Here is a 16,557-nt window from a genome sequence, read left to right as displayed (position 1 = left end):
TTCCTTCGGGAGGCTGGGACGGTCTTCTCGTGCGATGCTCGTCTCATGTGCGGTCGCTACGTTCAGCCGAAATCGGTCGGCGATCTCGCGCGGATCTTCGGCGCTGTGGTGCAAGCACCGGCCGACCTCTGGGAGCCGTCGTGGAACATTCCCCCCAGCAGTTCCATACCGATCCTCCTCGAGTCGGTCGCCGGTGAGGCGGAATTCCAGCGGCGCATCGCACTGGCGCAGTGGTCACTCACTCCACCGTGGTCCAAGACGCTCACGTCTCGATTCGCGACCTTCAACGCGCGCATCGAATCCGCGTCCGAGAAACCAGCCTTCAAGGCTTCCGTGAAGTCCAAGCGCGCGATCATTCCGGCGAGCGGATACTACGAATGGGTCGGCGAGGGGGCGTCTCGCCGACCGCACTATATCCATCTGCCCGACGGGGATCTCGCGCTCGCAGGCCTCTACTCGTGGTGGCGCGACCCTGCTGCCGACAAGGACGACGACGCCCGCTGGCACCTCACCGCGACCATGCTCACCTCGGACGCCGTGCACACAATCGCCGACGTGCACGACCGCGAGCCAGTGCCCCTCCCGCGCGACCTCTGGGATGAATGGCTCGACCCGACAGTCGCCGGAGATCAGGAGTTGCTCGACCGTGTTGCCGCCGCGTCACTCCCGATCGCACGCGAGCTTGTCCATCACGAGGTTGCGCCGTTGCGTGGGGACGATCCGGCGCTGATCGAGCCGCTTTCGTGAGACTGGTTGCGCCCTTTTTGCGCCCTTGCGCAGCACTGGAAAGTGAAGATTTCGCAATGACGCCTGTTCAGTGAGCGCCCCCGACAGGATTCGAACCTGCAACCTACGGATTAGAAGGCCGTTGCTCTATCCCTTGAGCTACGGGGGCACCGTCGATCTTACCTACTCCGGAGCCGTTCCTGGCGTCATGCCGCGATGCGCGGAACTTTTCCACAACGGCTTTTTGGACGAGTCCTCCGTCGCCATTTGCGGAAACATTCCTGGCACGGCGCGCACCTGGCGCGCCACGACCTTGGAGGTTCACATGACTAACCGCCGCTCAGAGCTCACGATCCACGGCTGGGCCGGTACGACTCCCGAGCTACGGGAGACCGCCAATCACAATAAGGTGGCCAGTTTCCGCATCGCCGATTCTGTTCGGCAGCGCGACGGCGAGACCGGCAACTGGATCGACGCGAAGACCACCTGGTACACCGTTCGCATGTGGGGACGGCTCGCCGAGAACGTTGCCGAGTCGGTCCGAAAGTCCGATCCGGTCGTCGTCACCGGCCACCCGTGGCTGGAGACCTGGACCAACGCGGATGGGGAACCGGTCACGCAACTGGTGATCGATGCCTACTCGATCGGACCCGATCTCAACTTCGGAACGTCGCGTTACTCGCGCACGGTGCGCATTGTCGAAGAACTCGGCAAGGGGAACAACGAGGCGGCCGAGGCCGCAGTCGACGACGTAGCCGGCGACAGCGACCGCCGGGTTGACGCCGAAACGGGGGAGTTGACGAACGCGGGCGACGAGGAACTGGAGGTCGACGACACGCTTCGCGTCCCCGTGTGATCGGAAAGGATGAACGGCCCTCGGCCCACGGCGCAGTCGTGCCGTTCTAGCGCGTCCGCCTGCCAGCGCGGACGGCCCGGCGAATGTTCAACCTTCGCCGGGCCGTTCAGCGTAGAATGGGCGGCTGGATCAACGGTCGCCCCGAACCGGGACCTGCCCCGGGACCGCGCCTCGTGCCACGCACGAGGATCGCGTTCGGCGACTTCGGCACGACGCCCCGGATGAAGAGACGAGAAATCATTGGCTGAGTTCATTTACTCGATGTACAAGGCGCGCAAGGCGCACGGCGACAAGGTCATCCTCGATGACGTTTCGCTGAACTTCTTGCCTGGTGCCAAGATCGGTGTCGTTGGCCCCAACGGTGCGGGAAAGTCAACGATCCTCAAGATCATGGCGGGCCTGGACTCGCCGTCGAACGGCGAGGCGCGCCTCTCGCCCGGATACACGGTTGGCATCCTGCAGCAGGAGCCGCCGTTGAACGACGACAAGACCGTCCTGGGCAACGTCGAGGAGGGCGTCGCCGAGATTAAGGGCAAGCTTGACCGCTTCAATGAGATCTCCGCGCTGATGGCCGAGCCCGATGCCGATTTCGACTCTCTTCTCGCCGAGATGGGCACGCTGCAGGAGGACATCGACGCGGCGAACGCGTGGGATCTGGACAGCCAACTCGAACAGGCGATGGACGCCCTGCGCTGCCCCCCGCCGGACGCCGACGTGAAGGTCCTGTCGGGTGGTGAGCGACGCCGGGTCGCACTGTGCAAGCTGCTGCTCGAGAAGCCCGACCTGCTCCTCCTCGACGAGCCCACGAACCACCTCGATGCCGAGAGCGTGCTCTGGCTCGAGCAGCACCTCGCGTCCTACCCCGGCGCCGTGCTCGCCGTGACCCACGATCGATACTTCCTCGATCACGTCGCCGAGTGGATCTGCGAGGTCGACCGCGGACGCCTATACCCGTACGAGGGCAACTACTCGACCTACCTCGAGAAGAAGGGCGCCCGCCTTGAGGTTCAGGGCAAGAAGGACGCGAAGCTCGCTAAGCGTCTGGCCGAGGAACTCGACTGGGTCCGTCAGAGTGCCAAGGGTCGACAGGCGAAATCCAAGGCGCGTCTGCAGCGTTATGAGGAGATGGCCGCCGAGGCGGAGCGTACGCGCAAGCTCGACTTCGAAGAGATCCAGATTCCAGCGGGGCCGCGCCTTGGAAGCGTCGTGCTCGAAGCCAAGAACCTCGAGAAGGGGTTCGGCGACCGAAAACTGATCGATGGGTTGAGCTTCACGCTACCGCGCAACGGCATCGTCGGCGTCATCGGCCCGAACGGTGTTGGAAAGACGACGCTGTTCAAGACGATCGTCGGCCTCGAACCGCTCGATGGCGGCGACCTGAAGGTCGGTGAGACCGTCCACATTTCATACGTCGATCAGTCGCGCGGCGGTATCGACCCGAAGAAGACCCTGTGGGAGGTCGTCTCCGACGGTCTCGACTTCATCAAGGTCGGAAACGTCGAAATCCCGTCTCGCGCCTACGTGGCCTCGTTCGGATTCAAGGGACCCGATCAGCAGAAACCCGCAGGCGTGCTGTCCGGTGGTGAGCGCAACCGCCTCAACCTGGCACTGACCCTCAAGCAGGGCGGAAACCTGCTACTCCTCGACGAACCGACAAACGACCTCGATGTCGAAACACTGGGCTCGCTCGAGAACGCGCTGCTCGAGTTCCCGGGCTGTGCCGTGGTCGTCAGCCACGACCGGTGGTTCCTCGACCGCGTGGCGACGCACATCCTCGCCTACGAGGGCAACGAGGAAAACCCGGCCAACTGGTACTGGTTCGAGGGAAACTTCGCCTCGTATGAGGAGAACAAGGTCGCCCGCCTCGGGGCGGACGCGGCCCGCCCGCACCGCGTCACCTACCGCAAACTCACCCGCGACTAAGACAACCACGCCCGGGCCGCCGAATCCGGCGGCCCGGGCGGCACCTTCGGAGGAGTCATGGCCAAGCTCACCGTCAGAGTCCCCGTTCGCTGGAGCGACCTCGACCCCTATGGGCACGTCAACAACGTCGCGATGCTCACGCTGCTGGAAGAAGCGCGCGTTGCCGCCTTCTGGAATGGGCGGGGCAACGGCGTCGATGCCGAACCGACCGATCCCCACACCGCTGTCATCGGCGCTGGTACCAGCGGCGAGACGCTCACCTTCGTCGCCAGCCACCGCATCGAGTACCTGGCGCAACTGGGTCACCTCGCCGAGCCCGCGCGTATCCAACTCTGGATCTCCGCGATCGGCGGCGCCAGCTTCGATATCGACTACGAGGTGTTCGACGGCGAAACCGTCTGCGCCCGGGCACGCACGACGCTCGTTCTCATCGATCCCGAGACCAAACGGCCGCGCAAGTTCACGGCCGAGGAGAAGACCGCGCTCACGGGTGCCCTGGCGCCTCCGCTGACTTTCCGCCGCTAGCGCGCCGGGGCGAGCGACCCGGTCACGTGCTGGCAACGTCGAGATCCAGGCACACGCGGCCCGTCGTTCCCCCAAGTCGGCTGCGGACTGGGCCAGCAGACGTTGGCGACAGCCGACCCGCAGGCTACGGCACGCGCAGCATTCCCTCCTGGTTGATGGTCGCAACGAGCGTGCCGTCCGCGGCGAAGACGCGAGCCGTCGAAAGGCCCCGCCCACCGCTGGCCGAGATCGCGGACAACTCGAAGAGCAGCCATTCATCGATGCGTACGTCTCGGTGCCACCACATGGCGTGATCGATGCTGGCAAGGTTGAGCCCCGGAGTGATCCAGCAGATGCCACTCCCGCGCATCACCGGTTCCAGGATCAACTGATCGCAGGCGTAGGCGAGCGCCGCACGATGCTCAAGTTGCGACGCCTCGACGCGCCCCTTGGAGCGCAGCCACACGTGCTGGTGTGGAACCTTGCGCGGGTCAGGCCGCAGGAACAGAGGCGCGTCGACGTGACGGATGTCGAAGGGTGAATCTGTGCCCCAGAACGCGGCAGCGGGATGATCGATCCCTGCGAGATGCTCGGTGGCCGTCGGCAGTTCATCCGGCCCTGGCACCTGCGGCGCTGGCACAGCGAATTCAAGGCCCGGCTGCTGCAGTTGGAACGAGGTGATCATCGACAGGATCGGCTCGCCCTCCTGGTAGGCGTGCGTCCGGCGCGCCGAGAACGACTTCCCATCTCGTAACTTCTCAACGCCGAAGAGCAGCGGCTTCTCGACGACCCCCGGGCGCATGAAGTAGCCGTGAATGGAATGCGGTAGCCGCTCCGGCACCACCGTCGCGCCTGCGGCGAGCAGCGACTGCGCGAGGACCTGGCCGCCGTAAACACGCCCGGTCGGCTGATGGAGCGACGTGCCTGCGAACACGGAACTGTCCGCGTGACGCCCGTCGGAGGCGAGCGTCGGGACGAGGTTCAGCACCTGCCATAGCTGCTCGAGCGGCCTGGAGGGCTCATCCTGAACGGTGGGCCGATGAGTGTCGCCGGGCGATGTCATTCCGCGTTACCTCCGGGGACCGGGGGAGTGGGTTCGAAGGTGTTGATCAGGGAGTGCGCGGCGCGTTCCAGATAGTCCCACAGGATCGCCTCGTCGGCGGGGGCTAGAGCCAGGGCCTCGACGGCGGCGCGCATGCAGGCGAGCCAATGGTCCCGTGCCTCGGGATTCACGTGATACGGCTGATGCCGCATGCGCAGGCGCGGATGGCCGCGCCGCTCGGAGTACGTCGTGGGCCCGCCCCAGTACTGCTCGAGGAAGAGCTGGAGGCGCTCTTTGGCAGGTCCGAAATCACGTTCGGGATACATGGGGTTGAGGATCGGGTCGGCGGCGACGCCCTGGTAGAAGAGTTCGACCAGCCGGCCAAAGGTCTCGTGCCCGCCAATACGATCGAAGAACGATTCGGGCAGCCCTGGTGCGGGGTCGGGAGCAGGCAACTTCATGTTGGACATTATCCCCCCGCTGACGGCGGGTTACGCGAGCAGGCCGGGCGGCACGTCAGGTGCGAGTGCAATGCCGCGCTTCTCGATCTCGCGGTTGACGGCCAGGCGTAGCGCAGTTGCCACATCGAACACGCGGTCGGGGTCGGTTCGGATCGCGGCGCGGATCGTGAGCGAGTTCGAGGTCATAGATTCGATGCCGCCGATCGTCGGTGCGCCTTGTATGACGGTCGAAAGTACCTCGTCATCGGCCACCTGCTGCGCGGCCTCGCCCAGCGCCTCATACAGCGACTCCAGGTCGCAGTCGTGCGGCACTCGGACTGCGACCGAGGCGCGCGACCAGCCCTGGGAGGTATTTCCGACCTTGAGGATCTCGCCATTGCGGATAATCCAGAGCACGCCATCGACATCGCGCACGCGGGTAACGCGCAGGGCCACGGATTCCACCGTGCCCGTCACCTCGCCGATGCGCACTACGTCGCCGACGCCGTACTGATCCTCCATGAGCAGGAAGATGCCCGAGAGGAAGTCCTTCACAAGCGTCTGCGCGCCGAAGCCGAGCGCGACGCCGACGATTCCGGCCGACGCGACGAGCGGGGCTATGTTCACTCCGATGATGTCGAGGATCATCAGGATCGCCACAGCGGCGACGATCAGGTTCGACGCGGAGCGCAACACCGTTCCGACGGTGCGGGCGCGCTGCTCGCGGCGCGGTGAATCCAGCGCCGAGACCTGCAGCAGAGCCGCACCGATCTCAGTCTTCGCTAACGCTCCCGTCGCCGTTCCTCGGACGATCTTGTTGGTTGCGGCCTTGATGATGCGATGCAGTACGGCCAGGAGGATGATCGACACGGCAATGATCGCCAGAATGTGCAGCGGCGCTCCGACGAGCCAGTTCAGAGCCTTCGTGACCCAGGACTCCGCCTCCTCGCCCAGGTCGGTCCCCGCGGCGGCGAGAACGATCGAGTGCGCGTCGCTGACGTGGGCGCCGGGTGCAACCGGCCCGGCTGCCATGGAGAAGATCGATGCGACAGACATAGTGTCAAGGCTACTTGTCCGGTGTGTAAAACTCTTCGAACCGGCGCGCGCCTTCGCCTTCGACGAGGCGCGGCATCTGGCAAGATTCTCAGAGTGGAGCAACTCGTATCGCCAGCCGGTCCCGCCGAGCCCGCATCCGACCGCCTGCTAGCGCTCGCCGCGCTCCACGGCATTCAAGACTCCTATCAGGGGCATTCGGGCAGTATCGAACGCGTTTCCAGTTCGACGCTGCGCGCCGTGCTTGCGGCGCTGGATGTTCCGGCAAGCAGCGGCGCCGAGGTGGAGGAATCGATTCGGCGCGCGCAGGACTCCGCGTGGCTGCGGCGGGTACCGCCGAGCATCGTCGTGCGGCAGGGCGAAGCGCGCGAGTTCCCCGTCCACGTGGACCACGGCAGCGCCGTTCAGGTGCACATCGATCTGGAACAGGAGGGTGGACGAGTTCTCCCGGCCCAATTGGATCGGTGGTTTGATCCGCGTGAGGTGGCCGGTCGGCTGATCGGACGCGCAACCTTCGAGGTTCCCGCGGAACTCCCGCTCGGGTACCACTCGCTCGTGGCCACCAGCGAGGGTGTGACAGTGGCGGGGACCATCATCGTCGTGCCGCCGCGGGCACCGCTGCCTGCGGAGCAGAGTTGGGGCGTCACCACGCAGCTGTATTCGATCCGTTCGCGGCAATCGTGGGGCGTCGGCGATTTCGCCGATCTGGGAGATCTTTGCCACACGGTGGCTCGTCGCTTCGGAGCCGACTTCGTCCTTATCAATCCCGTGCACGCCGTTGAACCGACCTCGCCCCTGACGCCGTCGCCCTATCTGCCGACCTCCCGTCGCTTCGTAAGTCCCTGGTACATCCGGGTCGAACAGATTCGCGAGGCCGCCTATCTCGATGCCAGCGCTCGAGCCGAGGTCGAGGCGCTGGGAGTGGGCGTGAACCGAGCCGTGGGGCAGGCCTCGGGCGGCGATTTCTCCCGTCAGTTCGTGGATCGAGATTCGGCCTGGGATGCCAAGCTGCAGGCGCTCTGGCTGGTCTACCAGGTGCCGAGAGTTCCCGCTCGCCAGGATGCATTCGACCAGTTCTGCGAAGACCAGGGGGCCGCGCTCGAAAACTTCGCGCTGTGGTCCGTGCTCTACGAGCGATTCGACGGAATCGACTGGCCCGACGGTTTCGATTCGCCTACGAGTCCCGCAGTGCTTGAGTTGGGCAAGCATGTGGGTAAGGAGATCGGATTTCACAAGTGGCTGCAGTGGGTGGCCGCCGAGCAGCTTGCCGCGGCGCAGCGTAGCGCCCTTGATGCGGGCATGTCGATCGGTGTCATGCAAGATCTCGCCGTGGGGGTGCATCCGCACGGGGCGGACGTCTGGTCGCAGCAGGACATCATTGCGCGCGGGGTGAGCGTGGGGGCCCCGCCGGACATGTACAACCAACTCGGCCAGAACTGGTCGCAGCCACCGTGGCGCCCCGATCGGTTGGAGGAAACAGCATACGAGGCGTTCCGTGGCATGCTTCACAGCGTCTTCCGCCATGCGGGGGCCGTGCGCATTGATCATGTGATCGGGCTGTTCCGGCTCTGGTGGATTCCTGACGGAGCCCCGCCCAGCTCCGGAGCCTACGTGCGCTACGACCACGAGGCGCTCATCGGCATCCTCTGCCTTGAGGCCCAGCGCGCTGGCGTCGTCGTGATCGGTGAGGACCTGGGTACTTTCGAGCACTGGGTTTCCGACTACCTCGCCGACCGCGGCTTACTCGGTACATCCGTGCTCTGGTTCGAGCGGGACTGGGACGGGGCGATCAAGCCGCCCGAACACTATCGCCCTGCGGCGCTGGCATCCGTGACCACTCACGACCTCCCACCGACCGCGGGCTACCTGCAGTACGCGCACGTCACGCTGCGCGAACAACTCGGACTGCTCACCGTTCCGGTCGAACGGGAATTGGCTCAGGCGGAGGCAGAGATCGCGGGCGTAGAGCGGCTGCTCGCGAGTCGCGACCTGATTGAACTTCCGGCGAGCCGCGAGGATGTGGTCGTCGCTCTCCATGCGCTGCTGGCGCAGACGTATTCTTTGCTCCACGGCGTGGCCCTCGCGGACATGGTCGGGGAGGACCGCACGCAGAACCAGCCGGGCACGGACCAGGAATACCCGAACTGGCGCGTTCCACTCGGGGACGGCAAGGGCCACGAAGTGTGGCTGGAGGAACTGCCGGATATCCCACTCGCCCAGCGCATTGCGGCCATCATGCGCGAGGGGCGCGGCTAGGGCCTACCCGCACCTGCCTAGCTGCCTACCCGCACCTGCCGACCCGCACCTGCCGACCTGGCCAGCGCGCTCGCTGTGCCGCCGCCACTGCGCCCCATCGTTTGCGGGTTTCCGATTCGCATGCCGCGTATTGAACCGCCGCGAACGAACAGAATTCGCGCAAACGATGAGGCTGCCAGGCCGCGTTAGTTGAGGAAAGTCAGCGGCGTCTGCCAGACCGCGTCTCCGGCGTCCATGGCGTCGATCAGCGCGACCTCGTCGGCCGAGAGCTCGAACCCGAACAGGTCGAGGTTCGATGCGATCCGTTCGGGCGTCACCGACTTGGGGATCACCACCGTGCCGTGCTGAATGTGCCAGCGCAGGACGACCTGTGCGGGCGTCACCCCGTGTGCCTGGGCGATCGTGGTGATCGGCTCGCTCCCCAGCACCTCTCCCTGGGCGAGGGGCGAGTACGCCTCGGTGACGATGCCGTGCTCGTCGTGGTAGGCGCGCAGCGCCGGCTGCTGCAACGTCGGGTCGAGCTTCACCTGGTTGATGGCGGGCGTCACTCCCGTTCGCTCGATCAGGTCGCTCAGTAGTTCAGGGGTGAAGTTGGAGACGCCTGCCTCGCGGATGAGTCCCTCCTCGCGTGCCTTGAGCACTTCCTCCCAGGCACCCACGTACGCACCGCGGCCGGGAACCGGCCAGTGCAGCAAGTACAGGTCCAGGTAGTCCGTGCCCAGCAGCGACAGCGATTTCTCCAGCGCGGGGCGCACGTCGGCGGCCGCGAAGTCGTCCGGCCACAATTTCGACGTCACGAAGATGTCGCCGCGGGCGATGCCGCTGCTTGTCAGCGCCTGGCCCACTCCGCGTTCGTTCCGGTAGATCGCGGCGGTGTCGATGTGACGGTAGCCCGCTTCGATGGCCGTCTCGACGGCGGCGGTGGTTTCCTCGTCGGGGATCTGGAACACGCCGAAACCGACCTGCGGGATGGTCACCGAGGCGGAGAGGCGGATGTCGGGAATGGTCATGATTTCGTGTCCAATCTTTGGTGGTGAGGTTTAGTTCGCGGCGTCCACGCGCTGCGCGGTGAGCGCGCGCTCGGTGGAAGACACCTGCTCGCGGACGTAGCGGCGCAGCGCCGCCGGAACGTCCGGGTGGGCGTTCAGCCAGGCGGTCCCGCTATCGGCGAGTTCCCGGGTAGCCAGCGCCGCCGGGAAGAGCCCTTCGATGAGCTCATCGGCGATGTGGAACGAGCGGTCCCGCCAGATCTGGGTGATCGCGTCGTAGTACGGTTCGACGAGCACATCGAGCAGTGCGGGGTCCGTTGCGTGACCGAGCCCGGCTGCGGTGTGGCGGATGATCGCGTTGGGTGCATCCCTGTCCGCGATGATCGCTTTCAGGGTGGCGAGTTTCACCTCCCGATCCGGCACCGTGGCGCGCGCTCGGGCGGCGAACTGTCGACCGTTCGCGGTATCGTCCGCGGCGAGCTGGGCCGCGATCTCTGCCTCTCCGGCGGCGCCGGTGAGGACGAGCCCGTCCAGCAGCTCCCAGGTGAGGTCGGTGTCGATGGCCAGGCCTTCGAGGACGAGTTCGCCCGACTTCAGATTCGCGAGCACTTGCGCGTGGGTGTTCGTGGAGGCCACGGCCGCGAAGGTCTTCACGAATTGAAGCTGCTGATCGCTGCCCGCCGGAGCAGCGGATGCGAGCTCCCACAACCGATCGGCGACCTTCTCCAGGGTTGCCGCGCGCTTCTGTGGCGCGACGAACGTGCGAGCGGTGATCAGCAGCTGGCCGAGTACGGTCCGCAACGTCGTCGACTGGTCCTCCACGGCGACGTTGTCGAGGATCAGGTCGATGAAGCGGCTGGCGGGGAACTCGCCGTCACGAGTCGAGTCCCACGCCGAACCCCAGATCAGGGCGCGGGCCAGGGTGTCCTCGACCTTGGACAGGTGGGCGATGGCAGCCTCCCACGAATCCGCGTCGAGGCGGATCTTCGCGTATGCGAGATCGTCATCGTTCAGCAGTACGAGTTGCGGGCGCTCAAGCCCGACCAGTTGCGGCACGGCCCTGCCCGGGCCGTCGATGTCGAGTTCGACGCGGTGGACGCGGGCCATCGACTCGTGGCCGTCCTCGCCGGGGACGAGTGAGTAGAAGCCGACGGCGAGGCGGTGTGGGCGCAGCGTTGGCTGCTCGGCGATGGCGGTCTGCTCGATCTCGAACGAGGTGATGATGCCGTCGCCATCGATCTCGATGAGCGGCCGCAGCGTGTTGACGCCAGCCGTCTCGAGCCACAGCCGCGACCAGGTGGACAGATCCCGCCCCGAGGAGGCCTCGAGCTCGACCAGCAGGTCCTTCAGCTCGGTATTGCCGAACGCGTGCTTCTTGAAGTACGCGGAGACGCCGGCGAGGAACTCGTCCAGACCCACCCACGCGGCGAGTTGCTTGAGCACCGAGCCGCCCTTCGCGTAGGTGATGCCATCGAAGTTCACCTGCACGTCGTCGAGATCGTTGATCGGCGCGACGATCGGGTGCGTCGAGGGCAACTGGTCCTGGCGGTATGCCCACGCCTTCTCCATTGACGCGAACGTGGTCCACGCGTCGTGCCACTCGGTGGCCTCGGCGGTCGCGAGGGTGGACGCCCACTCCGCGAACGACTCGTTGAGCCACAGGTCGTTCCACCACTTCATGGTGACCAGGTCGCCGAACCACATGTGCGCCAACTCGTGGAGAATGGTCACGACGCGCCGCTCGCGGATGGCATCGGTCACGTTGGAGCGGAACACGTACGTCTCGGTGAACGTCACGCAGCCGGCGTTCTCCATCGCGCCCATGTTGTATTCGGGGACGAACAACTGGTCGTACTTCTCGAACGGGTAGGGAACGTCGAACTTCGCCTCGAAAAACGCGAACCCGCGGCGCGTCGTCTCCAGGATGTAGTCCGCGTCCAGGAACTCGGCGAGCGAGGTGCGGCAGTACACGCCGAGCGGAATCGTCCTGCCGTCGGAACTGGTTAGCTCGCCGCGCACCTCGTGGTACGGGCCGGCGACGAGCGCTGTGATGTACGTCGAGATGCGGGGGGTCGGGGCGAAGGACCACGTCGCAGTGCCGTCGCCGTGCTTCACCGGTGCGGGCGCGGGGGAGTTGGAGACGACCTTCCAAGCCTCGGGCGCGCGCACGGTGAAGGCGAACGTCGCCTTGAGGTCGGGCTGTTCGAACGTCGCGTACATGCGACGAGCGTCGGGCACCTCGAACTGGCTGTAGAGGTAGGCCTCGCCGTCGACCGGGTCGACGAAGCGGTGCAGACCCTCCCCGGTGTTGGTGTACGCGGCGTTCGCGACCACGCGCACGGTGTTGTGCGCCTTCAGGTCGCTGAGCGCGATACGGGAGTCCTCGAAGATCGCATTCACGTCCAGCGCAACGCCGTTGAGTTCGATCTCGCGCAGACGAGGCGCGACCAGATCGAGGAAGGCCGATCCACCCGGGGTCGCGTCGAACCGGATCACCGTGGTCGATTCGAATGTCTCCGGGCCCTGCGTGAGGTCAAGGGTGACGTCGTAGCTGTGCGTGGTGACGGTGGCCGCGCGCTGCACGGCCTCACTGCGGGTCAGGTTCTCCCCGGGCATGGTGCTCCTCAATGTGGCAACTGATGTAGGTCGGGATCGGTTTAGATCACTCAATCAATCTTTCCACGCATTCCTGCCGGATTCCTATCCACTCGTCCGCGCTCGCCGTCGAAGCACGCCGAACGCGCCCCCGGGCGCTGGCGATGCGCCGGACGTGGGCTAGCGTTGGATGTATGGCAGAGAACGCATCCGGCGATTACGCCGATTTCTGGTTCGACCCGTCGTGCCCTTGGGCATGGATGACCTCACGTTGGATGGACGAGGTCACCGCCGTCCGGCCGATCAAGGTCCGCTGGCACGTGATGTCGCTGGCGGTGCTCAACGAAGGGCGGGATCTGCCCGAGAAGTATCAGGCGATCATGAAGCGCGCATGGGGACCTGTCCGCGTCATCATCGCTGCCCAACTGAAATTCGGCGACGACGTGATCAAGCCGCTCTACGACGCGATGGGCCAGCGCATTCACCCGGGTGGGCGCACCGACTTCGACGCGATCATCGCGGAGGCACTCGCGGAGGCGGGCCTCCCGGCTGACCTCGCCGAGGTGGCGCACACCGACGAGGTCGATGAGCAGTTGCGAGCCTCACACCAGGAAGGAATCTCCCTGGTCGGTGAGGACGTCGGCACGCCCGTGGTCGCCTTCGACGGCGTGGCGTTCTTCGGTCCGGTCGTCACCCCCGCGCCGAAGGGAGAGGCCGCCGGACGCCTGTGGGACGGCTGCGTCCTGGTCGCGACCACACCCGGCTTCTTCGAACTCAAGCGCACGCGCACGCAGGGCCCGATCTTCGACTGAGAGGGCCGGGAGAGTAGGGCTCGGAATCACCGCGGAGCGGCTGACAACGGCCCGCGTGCCGGAATGTTTGACATAGTTGCCCCATGGCGACATCGAGCGCACCACAGGTGATTATCGGCGCGGGTCCAGTCGGAACGGCGCTGGCGGCTCTGCTAGCCCGCGATGGGCAGCGCGTGCGAATTCTCCAGCGCGGGGCGCGCCACCGGAATCCCGGGAGTCGACTCGGTCGCGGTTGATGCGTCCGCCCCCGACGCGCTGACAGTGCAAGCGAGCGGAGCCGAAACCCTGTACAACTGCGCCAACCCGGGTTCGTATACCGAGTGGGAGCGGCTCTGGCCGCCGCTTGCGGCATCGATTCTCACCGCCGCGGAACGTTCCGGTGCCGTGCTGGTCACGGCGAGCAACCTCTATGGCTATGGCCCGCCCGACGGGCCGATGACTCGAGAGACCCCGCTGCGACCGTCGGATCACAAGGGCGAACTGCGGGCTCGTATGTGGCAAGAGGCGCTCGCGGTGCACGAGGCCGGGCGGGTTCGCGTCACCGAGGCGCGGGCGTCGGACTACATCGGCCCGACGTTGCCCGTGAGCAGCGGCCTGCTCGCCATGTACGCGAAAGCCACCTTGGCGGGTAAGACGGCATCCGTCTTCGGTGACCCAGATCAGCCGCACGCGTGGACGGCAATCGACGACGTGGCCGCAACGCTTGCGGCAGTCGGACGGGACGAGAAGGCGTGGGGATCGGCGTGGATCGTGCCGTCCGCGCCGCCCCGCAGCGCTCGGCAGGTGCCCCGGGCGCTGGGAGAATCCGTTGGGATGGGGGAGCCGAGACTGCGGAAGATACCGACATGGACGCTCAGAGTCGGGGGCTTCGCGCTGCCGATTCTGCGGGAGGTGACTGGGGCGCTATACCAGTTCGAGCGGCCGTATATCGCCGATGGCACCGAGACGACCGAACGGTTCGGGGTTGACGCCACTGAGTGGGAGGAAACCATCGCGTCCACCGCTAGAGCCTGGCGCGCCCGCCTATGAGCCGGTGGGCCAGAGCGCGCCACCGGCCGGATCGAGGATCGTCACCGGCTGGCCGCCATCCAGGTCGATGATGACGTCCAGGTAGTCCGCGCCGTTCGCGGATCGGGTTCGATAGGCGTAGTGGGTGTTCTCCAGCCGGAGCGTCTCGGTGGTCGCGGTAGTCAGCCACGGGTGACGGCGGCGCAATCCGATGAGTTCCTGGTGAGCCCGATAGATCAGCCAGCCCTCTGCCGCGAGCTCGGCGGGGGTACCCGGGAAAGCGGGCCGGACCTCGTCGTCACCGCCGGCGCGCTCCTCCTTGATCCCAGTGAAGCCTTGCTCGTCGCCGTAGTAGATCGACGGAATGCCGCCGACTGTCATGAGGATCGCTAGCGCCGCCACGGCGCCACTAGGCCCCAGCGTGCTGGCGATGCGAGTGACGTCGTGATTCCCGATGAACGTGTTGGGGATGAATCGTTGGAGGAGGTCGTTGTGGCGATGCAGCGTCCAGTCCAACTCGAAGAGATTCCTGTCGCGCAGCGATGACCAGATGGCCTTCCACAACTCGTACTGCGTGACCGAGTCCAGTGCCGACGCGGCCACGAAATCGGAGTAGTCGCCGTGGATAACCTCCCCGAGGAACCACGCGCCGGGATGGGCGGCGCGAACCCGCTGCAGCACTCGTGCCCAGAAGTCGGGCGCGACCGAGTAGGCGGCGTCGAGTCGCCACCCGTCGACACCGCGATCCAGCCAATGCGTCATCACTTGGACCGCATAGTCGGCCGTCCGCTCGGTGGCGTGGTTCAGCCGGACGAGGTCGCCGTGCCCCTCGAACACCCGTGGCGCGGGGCCGCCCGGGGCATCCCAGTCAATGTCGAAAAGTTCGGCGGGAGCGCTCGTCCTCCCCTCGATCAGGGCGGGCTGCAACTCGGGGTGCTGCACGCCCACGTGACTGAACACCCCGTCCAGGACCACGCGCAGGCCGCGCTCGCGGCATGCGGCCACCAACGAATCGAAGTCCGAGTCGTCACCGAGGCGGGCGTCGATGCGAAACTGATCCACGCTGTCGTAGCCGTGGGATTGCGCGGCGAAAATCGGTCCCAGAAGGAGCCCTGAGGCCCCCAGCTCAATGGCGTAGTCGAGCCAATTCAGCAGGTGTCGCAGCCGGTGCGCTGGCACGGGAGCCGCATCGCGGATCGGCGCTCCGCAGAACCCCAGCGGATATACGTGCCACCAGATGGAGTGTTCGATCCAACCCATCGCGATCTCCTCACCGAGAACTCGTCACCAATCGGCGGGAATCGAGTCCTTGCCGTCGAGCCACAGCCGATCGGACGCGTCCGAGTGTGCGCCGCCCGTTCCGACATGCTTGGTCGAGATCCGATCGCCCTTGGTGATCACATGCACCATGGCCATGGCATGCCCCCGGCCGAGCCCGTACTCGTCCTTCAGCCATTCGATGATCGGGGTGGCCCTGCTTTCCGGCCCGAAGCCGCGATCGCGTGCTTGCTCAAGCAGTTGCCGCGGGGTGAGACCTGTCTTGGTCTCTATCGCGCTCAGATACGCCTGGAAGGACATGCCCGTTCCTATCGGTGATCGTCCTGCCGCAGCAGGATGCGGTTGGTGAACTTCTGGGTCCACGGGGAGTGGGCCGTAACACCACACTAGTGGCCGCAGACGCGCACCAACGCGCTGACGGGGATGGCACGACCCCACACGCGCCCGCTCGTGCCCGCATCGAGTGCGGCCGAGCGGTGCGGGGCATGGTGAACGTCGCCGCAGCGCAGGACCACCGGCCCTGGTTGTGCCTACGATGACCACGTGACTAGCGCGGAATCCGTGGACGACGACGGCAGGCTGGAAACCCCGAACCAGCGCGCCGATCGCAACTGGAACGAGATTCTCCAAGAACTGCGCGTCGCCCAGACCGGAACACAGATCGTGAGCGGTTTCCTGCTCGCCGTCGCGTTCCAGCCGAGATTCGGCGAACTGGACCGATACCAGTCGACGCTGTACCTCGTCCTCGTCGGTCTCGCCGCCATCGCGACCGCGCTGGGGCTGGCTCCCGTCAGCCTGCACCGCATCTACTTCGGGCGCCGGCAGAAGGCGCGTGTCGTGCAGGTCGGCAGCCGCCTCCTCGTGGCGAACATGGTGACGGTCGCCGTGCTCGCGGCGGGGGTGACGAGCCTCATCGTCGACTTCACCGTCGGTCGGGTTGCGGGGTGGGTCGCGTTGGGCGTGGGAGGCGTGCTATTCACCACGCTCTGGGCGCTCGTGCCAAGGCTCGGTGCGGGCCGTCTGGGCGCGCACCGCAGTGAGGACGAGACCTCCGCCGCTGCCCGCTGACGAACAT

The 16,557-nt window shown here is 66.1% G+C and carries 16 protein-coding genes and 1 tRNA gene; 9 read left to right on the top strand and 8 right to left on the bottom strand.

Going from position 1 to position 16,557, the window contains the following annotated elements; genetic code table 11:
* The first annotated feature begins 45 nt into the window (after window positions 1–45).
* Window positions 46–747: an SOS response-associated peptidase gene (locus FB461_RS06210; protein WP_142119925.1), complete on the top strand. Its 702-nt coding sequence runs from the start codon at window positions 46–48 to the stop codon at window positions 745–747.
* 75 nt (window positions 748–822) lie between these two features.
* Here the strand turns inward: FB461_RS06210 and FB461_RS06205 are convergent.
* Window positions 823–895, bottom strand: a tRNA-Arg gene (locus FB461_RS06205).
* 156 nt (window positions 896–1,051) lie between these two features.
* Between FB461_RS06205 and FB461_RS06200 the strand changes: the two genes are divergently transcribed.
* The 3 genes from FB461_RS06200 (at window position 1,052) to FB461_RS06190 (ending at window position 4,030) form a co-directional block, all read left to right on the top strand.
* A complete protein-coding gene (locus FB461_RS06200; protein WP_170222635.1) occupies window positions 1,052–1,582 on the top strand; it encodes a single-stranded DNA-binding protein in 531 nt (176 codons plus the stop codon).
* Window positions 1,583–1,822: 240 nt separating this feature from the next.
* Entirely contained in the window at window positions 1,823–3,505 is a 1,683-nt protein-coding gene (gene ettA, locus FB461_RS06195; RefSeq protein ID WP_142119921.1) for an energy-dependent translational throttle protein EttA, read from the top strand.
* A gap of 57 nt (window positions 3,506–3,562) precedes the next feature.
* The gene (locus FB461_RS06190) at window positions 3,563–4,030 is read left to right on the top strand and encodes an acyl-CoA thioesterase (RefSeq protein ID WP_142119919.1); all 468 of its coding nucleotides are present in this window, start codon (window positions 3,563–3,565) and stop codon (window positions 4,028–4,030) included.
* A gap of 124 nt (window positions 4,031–4,154) precedes the next feature.
* Here FB461_RS06190 and FB461_RS06185 read toward each other — a convergent pair whose 3' ends face one another.
* The 3 genes from FB461_RS06185 to FB461_RS06175 are packed head-to-tail and all read right to left on the bottom strand — an operon-like array spanning window position 4,155 to window position 6,547.
* Window positions 4,155–5,072: an acyl-CoA thioesterase gene (locus tag FB461_RS06185; RefSeq protein WP_142119917.1), complete on the bottom strand. Its 918-nt coding sequence runs from the start codon at window positions 5,070–5,072 to the stop codon at window positions 4,155–4,157.
* A complete protein-coding gene (locus FB461_RS06180) occupies window positions 5,069–5,512 on the bottom strand; it encodes a globin (RefSeq protein ID WP_142119915.1) in 444 nt (147 codons plus the stop codon). Before FB461_RS06180 ends, FB461_RS06185 begins: the two co-directional genes overlap by 4 nt.
* A 30-nt stretch (window positions 5,513–5,542) precedes the next feature.
* Entirely contained in the window at window positions 5,543–6,547 is a 1,005-nt protein-coding gene (locus tag FB461_RS06175; protein ID WP_142119913.1) for a mechanosensitive ion channel family protein, read from the bottom strand.
* A gap of 93 nt (window positions 6,548–6,640) precedes the next feature.
* Here FB461_RS06175 and malQ point away from each other — a divergent pair, with 93 nt between their 5' ends.
* The gene (malQ, locus tag FB461_RS06170; RefSeq protein ID WP_246046044.1) at window positions 6,641–8,800 is read left to right on the top strand and encodes a 4-alpha-glucanotransferase; all 2,160 of its coding nucleotides are present in this window, start codon (window positions 6,641–6,643) and stop codon (window positions 8,798–8,800) included.
* Between the two features lie 185 nt (window positions 8,801–8,985).
* Here malQ and FB461_RS06165 read toward each other — a convergent pair whose 3' ends face one another.
* On the bottom strand, window positions 8,986–9,810 hold the full coding sequence (locus FB461_RS06165; protein WP_211349845.1) for an aldo/keto reductase: 825 nt from the start codon (window positions 9,808–9,810) through the stop codon (window positions 8,986–8,988).
* A gap of 30 nt (window positions 9,811–9,840) precedes the next feature.
* The gene (pepN, locus tag FB461_RS06160; RefSeq protein ID WP_142119906.1) at window positions 9,841–12,405 is read right to left on the bottom strand and encodes an aminopeptidase N; all 2,565 of its coding nucleotides are present in this window, start codon (window positions 12,403–12,405) and stop codon (window positions 9,841–9,843) included.
* Between the two features lie 173 nt (window positions 12,406–12,578).
* Here pepN and FB461_RS06155 point away from each other — a divergent pair, with 173 nt between their 5' ends.
* From FB461_RS06155 to FB461_RS06145, 3 genes are all read left to right on the top strand, one after another.
* Window positions 12,579–13,196, top strand: a complete 618-nt coding sequence (locus tag FB461_RS06155; RefSeq protein WP_142119904.1) for a mycothiol-dependent nitroreductase Rv2466c family protein — start codon at window positions 12,579–12,581, stop codon at window positions 13,194–13,196.
* An 83-nt stretch (window positions 13,197–13,279) separates the two neighbouring features.
* The gene (locus FB461_RS06150; RefSeq protein ID WP_142119902.1) at window positions 13,280–13,432 is read left to right on the top strand and encodes an FAD-dependent monooxygenase; all 153 of its coding nucleotides are present in this window, start codon (window positions 13,280–13,282) and stop codon (window positions 13,430–13,432) included.
* The gene (locus FB461_RS06145) at window positions 13,359–14,225 is read left to right on the top strand and encodes an NAD-dependent epimerase/dehydratase family protein (RefSeq protein ID WP_142119900.1); all 867 of its coding nucleotides are present in this window, start codon (window positions 13,359–13,361) and stop codon (window positions 14,223–14,225) included. Before FB461_RS06150 ends, FB461_RS06145 begins: the two co-directional genes overlap by 74 nt.
* On the opposite strand, the gene FB461_RS06140 is transcribed toward FB461_RS06145, so the two are convergent.
* Window positions 14,220–15,464 carry an alpha-amylase family protein gene (locus tag FB461_RS06140; RefSeq protein ID WP_142119898.1) on the bottom strand — a complete coding sequence of 415 codons (1,245 nt, stop codon included), beginning with the start codon at window positions 15,462–15,464 and terminating at the stop codon, window positions 14,220–14,222. The two genes, FB461_RS06145 and FB461_RS06140, sit on opposite strands and share 6 nt — an antisense overlap.
* A 24-nt stretch (window positions 15,465–15,488) precedes the next feature.
* A complete protein-coding gene (locus tag FB461_RS06135; RefSeq protein ID WP_142119896.1) occupies window positions 15,489–15,782 on the bottom strand; it encodes a DUF4287 domain-containing protein in 294 nt (97 codons plus the stop codon).
* Between the two features lie 243 nt (window positions 15,783–16,025).
* Here FB461_RS06135 and FB461_RS06130 point away from each other — a divergent pair, with 243 nt between their 5' ends.
* Entirely contained in the window at window positions 16,026–16,550 is a 525-nt protein-coding gene (locus tag FB461_RS06130; protein WP_142119894.1) for a DUF6328 family protein, read from the top strand.
* Window positions 16,551–16,557: the final 7 nt, after the last annotated feature.

The organism is Rarobacter faecitabidus (assembly GCF_006716265.1).
GTDB lineage: Bacteria > Actinomycetota > Actinomycetes > Actinomycetales > Cellulomonadaceae > Rarobacter > Rarobacter faecitabidus.
Note: the sequence above shows the minus strand (reverse complement) of the source record. Positions and strands in the feature narration are given on the sequence as shown.

What these genes read in the sequence shown, in the direction of transcription:
- FB461_RS06210 (WP_142119925.1), top strand. Translation starts at nt 46, where the DNA reads ATGTGCGGTCGCTACGTTCAGCCGAAATCGGTCGGCGATCTCGCGCGG.
- FB461_RS06200 (WP_170222635.1), top strand. Translation starts at nt 1,052, where the DNA reads ATGACTAACCGCCGCTCAGAGCTCACGATCCACGGCTGGGCCGGTACG.
- FB461_RS06190 (WP_142119919.1), top strand. Translation starts at nt 3,563, where the DNA reads ATGGCCAAGCTCACCGTCAGAGTCCCCGTTCGCTGGAGCGACCTCGAC.
- FB461_RS06185 (WP_142119917.1), bottom strand. Translation starts at nt 5,072, where the DNA reads ATGACATCGCCCGGCGACACTCATCGGCCCACCGTTCAGGATGAGCCC.
- FB461_RS06180 (WP_142119915.1), bottom strand. Translation starts at nt 5,512, where the DNA reads ATGAAGTTGCCTGCTCCCGACCCCGCACCAGGGCTGCCCGAATCGTTC.
- FB461_RS06175 (WP_142119913.1), bottom strand. Translation starts at nt 6,547, where the DNA reads ATGTCTGTCGCATCGATCTTCTCCATGGCAGCCGGGCCGGTTGCACCC.
- FB461_RS06165 (WP_211349845.1), bottom strand. Translation starts at nt 9,810, where the DNA reads ATGACCATTCCCGACATCCGCCTCTCCGCCTCGGTGACCATCCCGCAG.
- pepN (WP_142119906.1), bottom strand. Translation starts at nt 12,405, where the DNA reads ATGCCCGGGGAGAACCTGACCCGCAGTGAGGCCGTGCAGCGCGCGGCC.
- FB461_RS06155 (WP_142119904.1), top strand. Translation starts at nt 12,579, where the DNA reads ATGGCAGAGAACGCATCCGGCGATTACGCCGATTTCTGGTTCGACCCG.
- FB461_RS06150 (WP_142119902.1), top strand. Translation starts at nt 13,280, where the DNA reads ATGGCGACATCGAGCGCACCACAGGTGATTATCGGCGCGGGTCCAGTC.
- FB461_RS06145 (WP_142119900.1), top strand. Translation starts at nt 13,359, where the DNA reads ATGGGCAGCGCGTGCGAATTCTCCAGCGCGGGGCGCGCCACCGGAATC.
- FB461_RS06140 (WP_142119898.1), bottom strand. Translation starts at nt 15,464, where the DNA reads ATGGGTTGGATCGAACACTCCATCTGGTGGCACGTATATCCGCTGGGG.
- FB461_RS06135 (WP_142119896.1), bottom strand. Translation starts at nt 15,782, where the DNA reads ATGTCCTTCCAGGCGTATCTGAGCGCGATAGAGACCAAGACAGGTCTC.